At 51.7% G+C, this 14672-nt stretch carries 15 protein-coding genes; 6 read left to right on the forward strand and 9 right to left on the reverse strand.

The features are described from left to right. From RGV33_RS33100 to RGV33_RS33120, 5 genes are all read left to right on the forward strand, one after another. A partial coding sequence (locus RGV33_RS33100) for a hypothetical protein (RefSeq protein WP_322148865.1) occupies positions 1-472 on the forward strand: 472 nt, incomplete at its 5' end. A 53-nt stretch (positions 473-525) separates the two neighbouring features. Further along, the gene (locus RGV33_RS33105) at positions 526-897 is read left to right on the forward strand and encodes a hypothetical protein (RefSeq protein ID WP_322148866.1); all 372 of its coding nucleotides are present in this window, start codon (positions 526-528) and stop codon (positions 895-897) included. Between the two features lie 29 nt (positions 898-926). Then, positions 927-1688: a hypothetical protein gene (locus RGV33_RS33110; RefSeq protein ID WP_322148867.1), complete on the forward strand. Its 762-nt coding sequence runs from the start codon at positions 927-929 to the stop codon at positions 1686-1688. A gap of 408 nt (positions 1689-2096) precedes the next feature. After that, positions 2097-2504, forward strand: coding sequence for a hypothetical protein (locus RGV33_RS33115; RefSeq protein WP_016974339.1), 408 nt, complete (start codon positions 2097-2099; stop codon positions 2502-2504). Continuing rightward, positions 2501-3760, forward strand: coding sequence for a tyrosine-type recombinase/integrase (locus RGV33_RS33120; RefSeq protein ID WP_016974338.1), 1260 nt, complete (start codon positions 2501-2503; stop codon positions 3758-3760). The genes RGV33_RS33115 and RGV33_RS33120 overlap by 4 nt, the downstream gene beginning before the upstream one ends. Before the next feature lie 100 nt (positions 3761-3860). On the opposite strand, the gene RGV33_RS33125 is transcribed toward RGV33_RS33120, so the two are convergent. The 9 genes from RGV33_RS33125 to RGV33_RS33165 all read right to left on the reverse strand — a co-directional run bounded on the left by RGV33_RS33125 (position 3861) and on the right by RGV33_RS33165 (position 12785). Beyond that, positions 3861-5132 carry a hypothetical protein gene (locus RGV33_RS33125; RefSeq protein ID WP_016974337.1) on the reverse strand — a complete coding sequence of 424 codons (1272 nt, stop codon included), beginning with the start codon at positions 5130-5132 and terminating at the stop codon, positions 3861-3863. A gap of 65 nt (positions 5133-5197) precedes the next feature. Then, positions 5198-5683: a hypothetical protein gene (locus RGV33_RS33130; RefSeq protein WP_016974336.1), complete on the reverse strand. Its 486-nt coding sequence runs from the start codon at positions 5681-5683 to the stop codon at positions 5198-5200. A gap of 144 nt (positions 5684-5827) precedes the next feature. Continuing rightward, complete coding sequence (locus RGV33_RS33135; RefSeq protein WP_016974335.1) at positions 5828-6187, reverse strand: histone-like nucleoid-structuring protein, MvaT/MvaU family; 360 nt, start codon at positions 6185-6187, stop codon at positions 5828-5830. A gap of 187 nt (positions 6188-6374) precedes the next feature. Beyond that, positions 6375-7001 carry a hypothetical protein gene (locus RGV33_RS33140; RefSeq protein WP_016502327.1) on the reverse strand — a complete coding sequence of 209 codons (627 nt, stop codon included), beginning with the start codon at positions 6999-7001 and terminating at the stop codon, positions 6375-6377. Between the two features lie 65 nt (positions 7002-7066). Further along, on the reverse strand, positions 7067-8056 hold the full coding sequence (locus tag RGV33_RS33145) for a hypothetical protein (protein WP_016974333.1): 990 nt from the start codon (positions 8054-8056) through the stop codon (positions 7067-7069). A gap of 955 nt (positions 8057-9011) precedes the next feature. Continuing rightward, positions 9012-9317, reverse strand: coding sequence for a hypothetical protein (locus RGV33_RS33150; protein WP_011077920.1), 306 nt, complete (start codon positions 9315-9317; stop codon positions 9012-9014). 394 nt (positions 9318-9711) lie between these two features. Continuing rightward, a complete protein-coding gene (locus RGV33_RS33155) occupies positions 9712-10740 on the reverse strand; it encodes a ParB/RepB/Spo0J family partition protein (protein ID WP_020372618.1) in 1029 nt (342 codons plus the stop codon). Between the two features lie 230 nt (positions 10741-10970). After that, positions 10971-12104, reverse strand: coding sequence for a ParA family protein (locus RGV33_RS33160; protein ID WP_016974331.1), 1134 nt, complete (start codon positions 12102-12104; stop codon positions 10971-10973). A 201-nt stretch (positions 12105-12305) separates the two neighbouring features. Continuing rightward, a complete protein-coding gene (locus RGV33_RS33165; RefSeq protein WP_011077916.1) occupies positions 12306-12785 on the reverse strand; it encodes a hypothetical protein in 480 nt (159 codons plus the stop codon). A 1006-nt stretch (positions 12786-13791) separates the two neighbouring features. Between RGV33_RS33165 and RGV33_RS33170 the strand changes: the two genes are divergently transcribed. Continuing rightward, complete coding sequence (locus tag RGV33_RS33170) at positions 13792-14658, forward strand: replication initiation protein (RefSeq protein WP_016974330.1); 867 nt, start codon at positions 13792-13794, stop codon at positions 14656-14658. Positions 14659-14672 lie beyond the last annotated feature (14 nt).

Below are 14672 nucleotides of genomic sequence, written 5' to 3' on the forward strand. Positions count from 1 at the left end.
TGAGTGCATTATCGAAGGCTGCACATGGGTTGGAAAGCATCTATCTCTACATATAAATCTAGCCCATGGAATACAGGCTTCAGAAGTCAAACGTGCGGCTGGGTTTAGTTTATCAAGTGGCATAGTAGCTAAACCATTAGCCGAGTCTCTTCGCCAAAGAGAATTGGTTGGCGTAGCTAAAAACCCGAATACTATTGGTCTTGAACTCGCTAGACTGGCCATCAAAAACAAGCCGAAAAAATATCGATCCAAAGAGACAAATGAGCACTTACTAAAAACGAGAAGCCTCATGATTGAGGGCCCAGTAAGAACGTGCTTGCACTGCGGAATTGATTTTAGGCAGAGCACTAGATTTGGCAAAACCCTATACTGTACAAAAGAATGCCGAGCAGCCAAATACGCAGCCATCGACCAGAAAAAACCCAAGAAGAAGAGAGAGCGCCAACTCAACGGGACATTTAAATGGGTTTAGCCCATTTCACAATTAGCGAATTGCAGAACTGCATGTTTAATCGAGCTAATCATATGAAGAAAAAGTGGAATAGCGAATTTGATGCTTTTCTAAAAGAGAACATCAATAAATTGAGCAAAGATAAAATAGCCATAACCCTCGGTGTTAAGCCAGATGCTATAGATAGAGCGAGGGTTCGCCTAGGTTTGCCCGCCTTCCCCAAATGGGCGAGCGAGGATGACCGCATCCTTGCCGAAAACGCAGAGATCAAAACTATCAGCGAACTCGCCAGCATGCTCCAACGTAGCAAGTCGCAAATAGACATAAGATTGGATTGGCTGGGCAAGACTGCCAAGGCAGTCTCCAGCGAGAAACAATCTTACTTATCTGAAAACCAGAAGGAAATCATTAAAAAAATCGACTCCGCCTTAGTTTTAAGCAAATAAAAAAATTACTTGGAATATCAACTTCGCATTTGAAAGGAGCTTTAAATACCCTAAATATCGAGCTGAAGCATAAGTCACCTTTTTCAGTTGATGAAGTTAGTTACATAGCTCAAAATTATGCAAATCGTGGCGCACGGCACTGTGCTGAACACATAGGCCGGACAAAAAAGAGCGTCGAAGCTAAAGCACTATCGCTTAAAATCAAGATGGGAAATAAAAAAATCTGGACTATAGAGGACGATCGTTTTCTCGTCGAGAACATTCAGATGCTTGGCTGTGAACAGGTAGCTTTAGAACTCGGAAGAACGCTAGCAGCTGTTAAATTTCGCCGAGCTTTTTTGAAACCAACAAGAGAAAGGCGAGTATTTAGTAAGGCAGAAATAGATTTTATCATCGACAACTACTCTAGTTTTGGATGTGTCTGGATATCAAATGAGCTGAATACCTCCGTTGATAAAGTCGTTGGAAAGGCTAACCGCTTGGGGCTTAAGCCAGTCTCTCGAATCCTCCTAAGTATGGATATCGAGTTTATAAGGGATAACTATCAAAAGTACGGAGCCACATGGGTGGCAGAGCGAATCTCCTGCACTATCCAAAATGTCCTTGAGATAGCCAATGAATTTGAATTGACTTTCAAAAGAACTAGATGGACCAAGGATGAAGATAAATTCCTTCTTGACAATTACCAAAATCTTACGCTCAGAGAGATCTCAGAGAAACTTAATAGGCCTTACAAATCGACCGTGACAAGACGCACCAGGTTATTTAAAAAAACAACTTATAATCCTTAAAAAGCAACTTCATTTGTTAATGTCTACTGCTCCTCTGGTGACGGCCAGTTTCACTAACTGGATAACTTGCTTCGATTCAGACCCCAGCCTTTACTATTTACCGATTGCTCAGACCAGTCCGAACAGAGTAATCAGACCTTTGGGGGGCATACACGCCCCTCCCCTTCACTAGGCCCAGACACTCAAGCTCTCACAGCCTGCCTCCTCTCCTTCCTGAAGGGTTCATTCTGCTCGATAGCAACTGTGGGCTATGATGTGGGACGTAATATTTGGGTTCCCTGTAATCCCTTATATCCTGTGGCCTGTAGCCATTTTGTATGGGGATACCTTATCCTCCTACATTCCGGCGAGATCTGGCGCGATTGCAGTATCAGCGCCTGCGAACAAACGAGCCGCGAGGAATCCGTAGTGAAAAACCATGATTCGAATGAGCACGCTCAAAACGAGCCAATTTCTGGTGAGATTTACCACGTCACGCCAACTCGTAATCTGGAGTCCATCTTCCGTGAAGGCTTACGGCCGCAGATTGGCCCTCGCTCCGAACTACTCGGCGAAGCCAAGGAAATGGTCTATTTTTTTGGGTCGATGCTGGCAGTAGAAGACGCACTCAGTAACTGGCTTGGTGAAATGCTTGATGACGAGCCTGGAGCGATTTCCGTTCTCGCCGTTGATCGCTCCGGTTTACACCTCGTTTCAGATGCGGGGTACGAGCTTGCTTGCCTTCGCCTTGTCCCACCGGAGAACATTTCTCTCGCTTTTCAGGATCACGAGCCGGCGGTTGATAAAAATGGCCCGGTGACCGAGGGCACCTCATGAGCAAACTGACCCCTAAGTTCGTTAAGGACATCGACCAGCCCGGCTCCTACCAGGACGGCCGAGGGTTGATTCTTCGTGTATCAGCTACTCTGCGGAAAAGTTGGGTCTTTCGCTATATGCTGGCGAAGCAACGGCACGATCTAGCCCTGGGGACATTCCCTGCTTTGAGCCTCAGAGACGCACGGCTGGAGGCTGACAAGTACCGGCTCGACATCGCCCGTGGCGTCGACCCAGCCGCTGAGCGTGCGAAGGCCAAAGCCGCCAAAGCCTCACGAACTACAACGAGCCACACGTTTCGGTCTTCGGCGGAAAGGTACATACGCACGCATTCGTCGAGTTGGTCTAAGAAGCATCACCAGCAATGGCAGAATTCACTCACGAAGCATGTCTACCCTGTCATAGGCGGATTTCGGATAGTCGAGGTCGACACGGACGATATCCTGGATGTGCTGACACCGATCTGGAGCAAGATCCCCGTCACGGCTAACCGCGTCCGGAATCGCATAGAGCTCGTGCTCGATGCAGCGAAGGCACTGAAGCTTCGACAAGGTGAAAACCCCGCACGGTGGCGTGGCCATCTCGACAAGCTCTTGCCCAAGCAATCACATACGGTAGTCCCCTTCCCGTCTCCGACACCTTTACGCACTGCTGAGCTGTTGGCCAGGCTCGATTCCCTGGATGGGGCAGCAGCTCGTGCTGTTGAATTCGCAATTCTGACTGCGACCCGTAACCAAGAGGTGGGCGGGGCCCAGTGGCCGGAAATAGATTGGGAAGAGAGAATCTGGTACATCCCAGCAGAACGCATGAAAGCGGGCAAGGCTCACCGGGTACCCCTTACAGAGCAAATGCTCGAGGTGCTACGGCAGCAGGTCGGAAAGCATGACAAGTGGATATTTCTCAACTCCTGGCGAACAGGCCCCATTCCCGGCAATGCCATGGCCAGGGTGCTCGACCAGCTCCAGGTCGATGGCGTCGTACCGCATGGGTTCAGATCTACTTTTCGGACGTGGGCCGCGGAAAAAACCGATCACCAGCGAGAGGTTTGCGAAATGGCTCTCGCGCATACCCTCACCAGTAAGGTTGAAGCAGCATATAACCGAGGTGACTTGCTGGATAAGCGTCGCGCCCTGATGAAGGATTGGGGGGACTTTCTTGTCGCCAACGCTCCTCAGGTGCAAGGTGAGGTATCGGATCTGGTTTCGGAGCTTGCCCCTGATGCTGGATCAGATCAGGCCAAGGTTCTGCCGGCCGCTTGACCACCGAGGTGAGGGCGCTCTGCCAGAAGCGCCCGAGTAACAACCAATTTTGCCTGAACTGTGCCCTCTCCCTCGCAGTTCCTATATTTCATAGGCGAGATCAGGATGGAAGTTTCTGCTCCACCACCATAGCTGCGGCGTTGTACTTCCTGCCCATCCTGAATGTGTCCCCCATAGTCGTGATAGTACGACCACGAAGATCGGTCGCTTTCTTGTCCTCAGCCAGGAAGCGCATCGCATCGGCAATCCGGTGCGCGAGCTTGCCAATTTCTTGGTTGTACCGATCGGCATCTCGACCGACACCCAGGGCCACATCCAGGGTTTCGCCATGCAACAGAGCGTCGGCAACCCACTCACCAACCTCTTTGGCTGTCTCGTGATCGTTTTTGCGGTCTACCACTTTACCGAGCAGGTAGAAGAGGAAATCGTCGTCACGGTTCGCCGACCACCCGTTAATGAAGCGGCACTCCATCTGGAACACATCGAACAACGAGTAGAGAGAGCCGTCCGAAAGCATGGACAGCTCAGGGTAATACGATCGCAGCTCCGCGAACTCTTCCTGCGCGTACTCAGGCACTTCATCGGACGGATCGTTCAGCGCGTCCAGGCGCAGGTCTACCGCCTGGGCCCACACTTCGGCAGACCGGGCTTGAGCGTGCTTAGCGGCACTGGCGATGTTGGCACGCCACCCAGCTTCCAACTCCTTCACGCGATTGAACATCACCTCCGAGACTGGCTCAAAGCCGGCCTCGAACCCCACGTTAGCCAATGCGGTGTAAACCCAGCTTTCTGGCGTCGGCCCTTCTTGAATTGCTGGTCGCGCTGGCAGCAACGTCAGATCCAGGGGATCGAGCAGCGTCATCGCCTGCCCGCGATAGGTGAAATCACCGTCCCCAGGGTGAATGCCGCCCAGCAGGATGTTGGCGAACGCGGTTTTCACGTCGCTTTCGTCCCGGAACGCGCCCGGCAGTCGGGCGTTGAACGGCCGATGCCGGATCAAGAAGGTAGACCCCTGCGTATCAAGTGGACCTATGTCCTTGGAAGGGACTTTCTCCGTCTCATAGGCAACCGGCACAACGCCCCAGGCCTCAACTGCATCTTTGGCGGAAACGGTTGCCTCTACGATCAGGCTGCGGGCCAGATCAGCAAGCGGTAAATCCGGCTGATCCAGCTCGCGCTCTTTCACCAGGTGTACCAGCTTGTCGAAGACAAACACCTTCCCGTCATTGACCAGGTAGGTTGCATTAGGGACGCCAGACACCTTTCGCAACTCTTCCTTCAGCGTGTCATTCAGTCCCCCCAAAAAGTTGCTGTACTCGTCCACGAACAGCATCCGCGGTGGCTCAGTTTTGACGTGTTTGTCGTCAGACATGACTCAATTCCTTTCCAGTGCCTCAATGGGCATAAACGGTGACCAGTTACCCGCCGAGCAACAATTCATTCGCTGGCTTGGCCGAAAGAGGTGCCTCGAATATTGTTGGCCTCGTCGCAGATCCGGGCAACCTCCAGCATCGCTTTCAGCGCTCGCTCCTCCGTTTCCTTCGTGGCGAATGCAATCATGAACCCATGCAGCAGGCCGGCGAGCATTGCCCCACTGTCCGCAACGTTACGGTTCCCTGCCACGGCGGAAAATTGCTCCAGAAGAGGAGCAGGTGCCTTCAGAAGAAACTCCTGACCGAGGGATCTTCCGATACTTGCCGCATGGACACACTGGCGAGCCAAGGCTTCTTCAGGCGACATCGGTGTACCGTCATAATGCTCGAATGACGCCTTTACATGGTTGCGACCGTGCATGCCGGCGGCGATGCTTTCAGCTCCCTGACGGATCTTCTCAACTGCAATACTGGCTATGCTGAAGTCCGTTTGCGCTTCATCCATAACCGCGGCCAACAGGCGTTCATCGACGTTTTCAGTGCTATCCATTTGATCCTCCGTTGATAGTTATTTACCTCCATTTCAAGTTCGCATTCAATTGAAAAAACCCAAGCTCCCGGTGGCCAAACCGAACTCACAAAAAAGGCCGGGTTCACCGGCCTTTTATTTTAGAAGATCCGCGGAAGCGCAAACTCACTGGGTTCGCCATGTCTCGACTACATCAGCGCCATGCTCTTGCTTCCACTCCTTGAGCGTCTTGTGGTTGCCGCCCTTGGTCTCAACGAGCTCACCCGTGTTGGGGTTGCGGTAGATCTTGACTGCTCGTTGCGCACGAGGTTTGCCAGGCTGATGGGTAATTTGCTTTCGATAGTCCGGGTCAAGAATCGCGATGATGTCGCGCAGGCTCTTGCCATACTCAGACATCAAGGCCCGTAGCTTTTTCTCGAACTCCATCTCTTTCAAAAGGGCTTCATTTCCGCTCAACTTCTCCAGTCGGTCCTGAAGCTCCTTGATGGCTTCCTCTGTGGCTCGGTACTCGGTGATGAGGGACATCTTGTCTCCTTGGTTTGGGTTTCATGGCCCTGAGCCGTGACGGTGCGCGCCAGGCTTGCTAGGGCTGCTGGTTAGATCATGCCTGCCGATGCAAGGAATGCATAGCCCGCAAGGAATCCGGCGGAAGGCCAGAATGCGTAAAATTGAATGTCGACGAACAGTTTCTTGTTCATGGCGTCCAGGAGGGCTAAGCCTCCTCCTCCAAACGGTTGATTTCGGCAATTACGCCCTGCATGTTTTCGATCGCAATTTCGGCGGCTTCCCGGGCCTTGCCGAACAGTGATTCCTTACCTTCAAGCAGGGAGTCGAGGCGGTTGTTCTCGCGCCGGAGCTGCTTCGCAATGGAATCAAAGTCTTCACCCTCGGGAGGTTTCTTGCCCTGGAGCTTGAGTTCCATGGCTTCGGACTGCTTTAACATTAGATCGCGAACGACAGTACGCTGAGTCGCACTTTGCTCGTCGAAGCCATTGATGCTTTCGAAAACCTTCACGGCTGCTTTCACACTGGACAAGGCTTTGGTGCCAACTTCGGACTTCCCTGCCTTGGTTTGAGTGGCTGCCTGTTGAGTATTCACGCCAGGTGCAACATTGCTGCTCGAGGGAGCGCTGCTACCACCAGCCTGGCCGCCGCCGGCCTCGGCCGTGTTTTCTTCGGTACAACCCTCAGTCATCTGATGAGAAATACTCGCCGTACCCTCCTGGGCCTTGTTCGTAGCATCTGCATCATCAGCGGAAGGGATGGACGCAGAGCCACCCTCGCCACCGAAGAGGTTCGGGCCAAAATCCATTACGGTGTCGTCCTGAGTTGTTTGCATGCGGGGTACTCCTTTTCTGTTCGGGCTTTAACCTATGAAATCACCCTTCCAGAAAATCCCAACACTCATGTCTCCTCAGCATATCGGGCCTGCATTTTTGCCTTCACCCGATTTTCTAGCCTCTTGGCTACGTCCACAACGAATGCAAGGAACTGAAGATCCAGGCCCTCTTCAACCTCATTCATGATGTCGTCGGCAACGCCCTCAGCTTCCTGGCCAAATTGCATTCCAGCATCAGCCATTTCGAACAGGAGCTGAGCCGCTGGCTTTCTCTCATAGGTATAGAAAACGTCCGATTCTTGCTCAATCGCGGCTATTTGGTTTGCCGGTGCATCAGGGGCTGATGCGCCATCTTCATTTTCATCATCGTCAAGCGGTACTGGCGGAGGCAGGAGACCGTTTTTATCTGAGAGCGGAAGTGGCTTATTAGGCATCGCAGGTTTCGACCTACCCTCCTCCCTCATGTCCTTCGCGGCCTTACGAATTGCCTTAGGCCCGCGGCTACACAGTTCTTGCTGTGCTTTTTTTTCCAGCTTAGCCACCTGCTCCGCTGCGGATACGCTTACGTCGCCGGCCTTGACAGCATCCAGCAGCTCCGGGGTGCCGTCTCGGACAACCTTGCACGCAGAAGACACAGAGCGCGGACTGATACCCAGTACTTTGGCTGCCTCCTCAATAGCCATTTTTGCGGCTTCCAGCTCCTGCCCGGCGGCCTTTTCCAGGTCAACAGTGATAGCGCTACTCCCGCGCAGTGAGGACAGCTCGGCAGCGATCAAAGCCCGTTGTGCAACGGTGAGCTGCCGGCGATAGAGGTTAAGCGAGAGGACATAACCTAGGGCATCATCTCCTGTGTATTCCTCTGTTCGGGGTTCGATCAGCAGATCTTTGCAAACGCGGTACCGGTTGCGCCCATCAAGGATCTTTCCTTCATAGAGAACGATCGAGGCACGCTGTCCGTTGACATCAATATCTTCAAGCAGGGCTTCGTAGTCATCTCCGATGATTAGCGGAAATAGCTGAGCGTAATCGTGAAACTCAAGATCATAGCTTTGCATAAGCAGCTTCTCGTTCCTGTTTTATCCAAGAACGATACGTCGAAGACGCGCACAAGTGACGCTTTTTCAGGTCGTTTTTACGTCTGAATTCGCGATCATTGTTGCTACCCTAGGCTCAATCTTCATTCAAAAAAAACCCTGCCGTATAAGCAGGGGTTGGTGTTCTAGAGAAGCCCAGACAATAAAAAAATCTAAATTAAATCTTCTCTTGAAGTTGGCTTATTAGTTCTTCGAGTGCTGCTTGATCCGGTTTTGTGTCAACGAATCTAAGCGACTTGTCTGAAAGGACTTCCATGACACCCCATTTCAATTCATGCAAATCCTGGCCCGGCTCTGGTGGCGTTTCCCAGTAGGGAAAGCTTCTGACTACATGGGGCGGCATCTTTGTGATCATAGCTGAATCTCGGTATTTTCTGTCAAGGCAAAGGCTGCATGCTAATCAGTGTATAGATATACAGTTCCGCATCACTACACAAAAACGGCGTCAAAAGGTCGTCATTTTTCAGCTCGTAAACGGGTCGCAGAACGGCAAAAACCTATAAAAAGTTGTTTCATAGCACAGCATAAGCTAGGGCCATGTCTACAGCAAACACTAGGCCATCACAGACCATTTAAGGCGTAATTAGTTTCATTAATTGATGCTTTGAGTTTTCTGCCCGGCGTAAGCTCGATCCTTTACACACAAGGACGGCGAACAGGCTGGTGAAAGCATAGATTACTACGAGGATCTATGTAGATCATTTCCCGACCGGAGCCTGGGATGCTCCGGGACAGCCTCCTTTGAGCTTCCCTGCTAGGCCTGCGGCCTCCTGGCCTACTCTCTGCTCGCACTAGAGCAACAGAGTAACGAATGAGCTGGAGGGTCAATTGCGATTCGTGCAAAAGGATGCGCTTGTGCGATTCCTTGAGGTCAACTTCACTCGCCCAGATCTCGGAGCAAGGCACCGACGCTGGTTCACCCGCACTCACTCACTGACACCTTTGGCCCAAGCCAACCTTGCCTGCGCACCTCGTCCATAGCCGCTTCCAACTCAGGGATCGAGGATATGTCGCAAGAAACCGTCGGTTTTTTTCCTTTGCGGTCTGTAGGCAACTGCAATATCACCTGTTCAGGATCGCTCAGTGACACCTGGAACTTTACGCTCGGAAGCCCGCTGAAGGTGATGCTCGCCTTCGTTTGGTTCACCTCAGCTGAGGCCTGTCGCACCTCACCTTCGTGCTCATACGCCAGCGAGATACGGTGTTTGGTTGAATTGCTCATAGATAATCCCTGGAGCTTGGTCCACGCAAATTTGCGTAACGCTTAATGCTTTGTTCTGAGCCCGCGCTTCACCGCGGATGAACCGATCTTCGCTGCTCAACATGTGAATCCGAGCGGGGGCTGAACACTTCAGCCAGTGCTCTGAAATTACCGAAAACAGCTCAATCCGGCTCAGGCCGTGCAGGTGCTCAGGCTCAATCTTTGACAGCTGTGCGAGAGCGGCGAATCGTGTCTGCGGTTGCACCACTCTGTGTTCTGGTTGCGCGACTGCGGTTGCCATATGTCCTTATCTCGTAGTCTAAAAAACCATATTCTGTCATGGCACATCGCCTTCGTGTGCACGTTTTCTAACCTGTTTCGCGTCTGAAATATTTAGTTACAAAGCAAATGTGAATCATTCGCTCTCGATCAAAGAACGGTCAATTGTCTTTAAAAAGGCCTCGAACTGCTCCGCAATCAGTTTCGCGTCGACACTTTTCTCACAACGAAGCTCGACTTTTTTTCCTTCTACGCGAACCCGGCCAATACCACTGATCTCAGTATCGGTGAATTTGCTGGACGAGTTTTTCTGGGTCCGTGAAGCAATTTCCTTGGCTAGCCAACGCAGGGCGTGTTCTTGTGTCCATCGCTCATCACGCATAGCCGTCACGGCTCGCAGAAGTAGTTCGGGCTCTTTGCTGCTGAATTCAATAAAATCCTTTGCCCGCTTCCCACCGATGAGTCCTGGATTCGTGTCCAGAATGGCTTTCACTTCATTAGGTAGGTCCATCAGCAATAGGCATCTACTCACTATCGAGTGATTGACTCCTAACCGGCGGCCCAGCGCCCTGACAGATGGCTCACCTCCAGAATCCAAAATTTTTGCGTAAGATTTACCTCGCTCGTACTCCGTGAGCGCTTCTTGGCCTTCGTTGTCCGTCAGCGCAAGGATCTGCGCCAAAGCGTCGTCCATTTCACGGACGTATGACGTAATGGTCTCCCGCCCCAGCAATTTGTGAGCACGCCATCTGCGCTCACCGCCGACCAGCTCATAAATGCCATCACCTATCGGCCTGACAGTGACGGGCTTGGCCAATCCAACAGAAGCGATCGAATTTGCAAGGTCTTCGATAGCTGCCTCGCTGAATGCCAGCCGTGGCTGGAATGGCGATACCCGTATATTGCTGGTGCTGATCTCAGCTATGACACCGTTCGCGGCTCCCGTTTCAAGAACCTTGCCGGAGACTTTAGCCTGGCTATTCTCGCCCTCGATGCCTGCTACCGCTTGCTCAGCAACAGGCTCATTGACCTGTTGCTGAGCAAGCATTTCCCTAACCGAAACTCTTAAATTGGGTTCAGGCAATTCCGCCGGCGTCCTTTTGACGCCAGACATCCAGGTAGGCGCATCTTTTGGCCTTCCTGGAAAATCCTCTGACTTAGCCATAATTTCTCCGTCAATTAACCGCTGTAACGTGGAGCGCATCTAATCTTTGGGCCTGCTGAAGATCTCAAGTGGTGCTCGGAGCACCAGTTAAGCTCAGCAGACTGATGGTGCTCCGAGCACCAGTGAAGCTCAAAACCCAGGTGGTGCTCCGAGCACCAGTGAAGTTCAAAACCAGGTGGTGCTCCGAGCACCAGTGAAGCTCAAAATCCAAGTGGTGCTCCGAGCACCAGTCACTGAGAAGCAAACTCCCGGACTTTTTGGAGTGCTTCGCTAAAAACTGAGCGCATGGAGTCAATAGTTTTGCTGGTAGCGCCCTTCCATACGATCAGAGGAATGCCTTGATCCAGCGCTTTACCATAGTCTTCTGAGTAATAGAGCTTTTCTTCAGCAACCCGACCAGGGAAGAGATCGTTCAGAACAACAAGGTTATTCAAGATGCGTTTACGGTTCCTGATGAACATGGTCGGGATTGCTAGAACAACAGGGGAGCGACGGTATGCCTTGGCAAATCGAACCATCCATTCGTTCAGCCGCATAAGGGCGCGGAAAGAGAATTTATCCATCCGAACAGGGCAGATAACAAAGTCGCTAGCGACGATGGAGTTTTTTGTGAGTCGAGAAGCGGTAGGGGCATTGTCGAAAAGGATCACGTCATAGGCTGACGTATCAATACCGGGAATCTCTCCAGTCCTGGCTCGCTCTAGCCAGTCTGCATACCAGAAATCCATATTGTTCTCTGCGTCTAAAGCAACAACAAGATCCTCGAGGTACGCATCAGCTGGGATGAGGTGGGGGCCGTTCTCGCCGAATGGCTTTTTGATGACTTGCTCAAAAGACAATGGCTCGAATTGTCGACCTCTCAGCTCTGGGCTCAGAAGGTTCCCTAGGTTGCCCTCAACATAGCGCTCTGGAGGAATTCCCATCGATTCAAGGTCAGACCTTGCCAAATCTGGGTCATACCCCAGCTCACTCGACGAGTCGCCCTGGGGATCATTATCAATGATAAGAATCCGGAGCCCTTGCATCTGGAGGTAGATTGCCAGGTTGACCGTTACGGTCGTTTTTCCCGTGCCGCCCTTGGGAACGAAGGTTGATATCACAACCTGCCGTGGTAGCCCCTTTGCTTGACCTTTCGCTCTACGGATCGCTGCGATATCGAAAATATCACTCAGGGTATAAGCCCGAGTTGGGACAGTGCCGCGAGCAATGCGGCGAATTTCCAGCCCGTTTTCATCCTCAATGTCCTGAAGACGACGGGTAGTCAATCCAAAACAATCGGCTGCAAATTTGGGGGGGTAGAGGAGGGTGGAGAAATCCGTGAAATAGACGGATTCCTCTTCAAACTGCTCGCTTGGCTGCTGCATGACGATCCCTGCATTGTTGAATACAGGTGAATCATAATACGTTAAGTCGCTTTTTCAAGAAAAATCATGGTACAGGCTGGGTTTTTGCCTGTAAAACCGAACTGGAAACGGCTTTTTCCATCTCACAGTTCGGCTTGGCTTTGATGTTTTGGAGACTAAACCCGAATTCACGCTAGGTAAAGCGAGAGCCGATGTCAGCGGTCAGGCGTACTGTTTTTGGGCATCGGTGCGTGCACGTTTGAAGTCCGCGCTTATGTAGTTGACTGTGAATTGGGTGTCCATGGGATGCGATTCGACCACTACCTCGGTGGAGCCAGACAAGAATGTGATGTTCTCAAACCCGTGGCTGGACTCGTCTGTGCCAATTTGCAGCTGGCTTCTCAGCCCGCTTAGCACTTCCTCCAGGTGAAGTTTGTCAGCTTTTACCGTAGCGACATCCAGTACCCCTTCAGCGTTGAAGGCCAGCTGAATGTCAGTGACACCCTCCAGGTTTACCTCCCATTCTGAGAGATTAAGTACCGGGCCGCCGGTGTAGGACGTACCAATCTTGTCGATGATGGTGTAGTGCTGCTGGACGTCGACGATCGTCGTAACGCCTACAGTCAGGCTTACCGGCTCCGGCGCTATGACAGCCATGCTGAGCAGATAAGCTGCGACGCCCGCGAAAGCGGCAGTATTCATTGGGTTCCTCCAGGTCATATTCGGATGGGATCATTTTCTCCTCGCCGACCTGGTGGGTGTGCTGCTTTCGAACCGAATTGTCGTCGGAAAAACAGCCATTGGATTGTGAGTCTGCTTTTGGTTTTTCAACCCTCAGAAAATTAGCTTTTCAGTTTTAAAAGCCTTTTAACTGTTTTTCTCTTGTTGTTCTCTTGTTTTTAGAGAGCTGGAGCCCTTGTATTACGTGGCCTCCAGAGGATCATCGACTACAAATTACGGCATTGCGACTACACATTCCGGCTTTGCGACTATGGATTACGGCTGAAGCGACTACAGATTCCGGCTGTGACGACTACAGATTGCGGCCGTTATCCACAGGCCGGATGGAGGGCCTGGGCTGTGTCTAACGACTACAGATTCCGGCTGCTGGATGCTGCACGTAGCACGAGTTTGAGTTTTTATGGCTCGATTTCAAGCAATTTTGTGTTCTGAATTTGCCTGAGTGGCGTTTCTTTGGATAGAAATCGCAATAACTCATTGTTTTTAAATGATATTTTAAATTGCCCGTCGCTTATTTGACGTTTTTCAGTGGTTTGCCCTCTACCTTGGTGGATTCGCCAATAAATAGTCTTTTAGCTTCACCGTTGGACCTATCGACTACAGATTACGGCTATTTTTACAGTCATCAGCTCGATGCGACTACAGATTACGGCTGTGCGTGGACGAGTATGACCAGGCAGTTTTGCAGCCCTATCTTCGGTATCGACTACAGATTACGGCTGTGGATCAAAGGTGTCCCACGCTATCGACTACAGATTACGGCTGTTCTACGTGGCGAACGGACGCCAATCGACTACAAATTACGGCTACTGCCTATCGACTACAGATTTGTCCCTTGTCTTGCGATTGGATGAGGTGGTTGGCTGTGAGGCCCATTTTTACTGGGGTCTAGAGCCTAACCGACTCCTGGGTATCGACTACAGCGTAATCTCTCTGTAGGGTTCCGTTACTAATCGTGGGGCCAGACATGTCCAATTTACCCAAACCTGCCAAGCCGGAACCTAAGCCGCTCCGGGTTACGAAATCCAATACGCTGATTACCGCGTCGTACCGGCTGACGCTCAACGAGCAGCGGTTGATCCTCGCGGCTATCAGTAAACTCGATCCAAGAAGGCCCATGCCGAAAAAGGTGTCTGTCTCGGCCGTGGACTATTCGGATATCTACGGCGTCCAGCTCAGGCATGCCTATGAGCAGATGAAAGTGGCAGCTGATGAGCTGTACGAGCGCGATATTAAGACCTTTGACGGCTCTGGCATGGAGCGGAAGCGTTGGGTCGATCGGGCCAAGTATTTGGATGGTGAGGGTCGCGTTGAGTTGTCGTTCACCATCCATGTCATGCCCTATCTCACGATGCTGTACAGCAAAGTGACTAGCTATGATCTTCGGCGGGTTGCCTGCCTGGACTCGAGCCATTCGTTCCGGCTGTTTGAGATGCTGATGCAGTTTCGGAAGACAGGATGGGCCTACATTGAGGTCGAATCCTTGCGGGTCGCACTCGGATTGTCGGATGCCTATCAACGATTCAACAACCTCCGCCAGAGAGTCATAGATCCGGCAGTTGTGGAGCTGAAGACTAAGAGCAACCTGGATGTCAGCTATGAGTTGAAGAGGGAAGGGCGGAAGGTGGTCGCAATCAAATTCACCTTCCGTGACGTTGCACAGCTCCCGCTTAATCTGGAACTTGACCCTGAAGATCTTCCCCCTCTTCCTGAGTTTGAACCCGCAGAAGATAGCGAATGGCTGGCCACTCAGCCGTTGGGTGAGTTGGCGGAAGCTCAGGAAGCTGGGCTGCTGTTCACTGTTTCGGCAGAGGAAGAAGAGCAACCAGATTAGCATGCGTCGTCATC

Source organism: Pseudomonas sp. Bout1 (assembly GCF_034314165.1).
GTDB lineage: Bacteria > Pseudomonadota > Gammaproteobacteria > Pseudomonadales > Pseudomonadaceae > Aquipseudomonas.

Excerpts from the sequence above, each read along its gene's own strand:
- RGV33_RS33105 (WP_322148866.1), top strand. The coding sequence starts at position 526 with ATGAAGAAAAAGTGGAATAGCGAATTTGATGCTTTTCTAAAAGAGAAC.
- RGV33_RS33120 (WP_016974338.1), top strand. The coding sequence starts at position 2,501 with ATGAGCAAACTGACCCCTAAGTTCGTTAAGGACATCGACCAGCCCGGC.
- RGV33_RS33125 (WP_016974337.1), bottom strand. The coding sequence starts at position 5,132 with ATGTCTGACGACAAACACGTCAAAACTGAGCCACCGCGGATGCTGTTC.
- RGV33_RS33130 (WP_016974336.1), bottom strand. The coding sequence starts at position 5,683 with ATGGATAGCACTGAAAACGTCGATGAACGCCTGTTGGCCGCGGTTATG.
- RGV33_RS33135 (WP_016974335.1), bottom strand. The coding sequence starts at position 6,187 with ATGTCCCTCATCACCGAGTACCGAGCCACAGAGGAAGCCATCAAGGAG.
- RGV33_RS33140 (WP_016502327.1), bottom strand. The coding sequence starts at position 7,001 with ATGCAAACAACTCAGGACGACACCGTAATGGATTTTGGCCCGAACCTC.
- RGV33_RS33145 (WP_016974333.1), bottom strand. The coding sequence starts at position 8,056 with ATGCAAAGCTATGATCTTGAGTTTCACGATTACGCTCAGCTATTTCCG.
- RGV33_RS33150 (WP_011077920.1), bottom strand. The coding sequence starts at position 9,317 with ATGAGCAATTCAACCAAACACCGTATCTCGCTGGCGTATGAGCACGAA.
- RGV33_RS33155 (WP_020372618.1), bottom strand. The coding sequence starts at position 10,740 with ATGGCTAAGTCAGAGGATTTTCCAGGAAGGCCAAAAGATGCGCCTACC.
- RGV33_RS33160 (WP_016974331.1), bottom strand. The coding sequence starts at position 12,104 with ATGCAGCAGCCAAGCGAGCAGTTTGAAGAGGAATCCGTCTATTTCACG.
- RGV33_RS33165 (WP_011077916.1), bottom strand. The coding sequence starts at position 12,785 with ATGAATACTGCCGCTTTCGCGGGCGTCGCAGCTTATCTGCTCAGCATG.
- RGV33_RS33170 (WP_016974330.1), top strand. The coding sequence starts at position 13,792 with ATGTCCAATTTACCCAAACCTGCCAAGCCGGAACCTAAGCCGCTCCGG.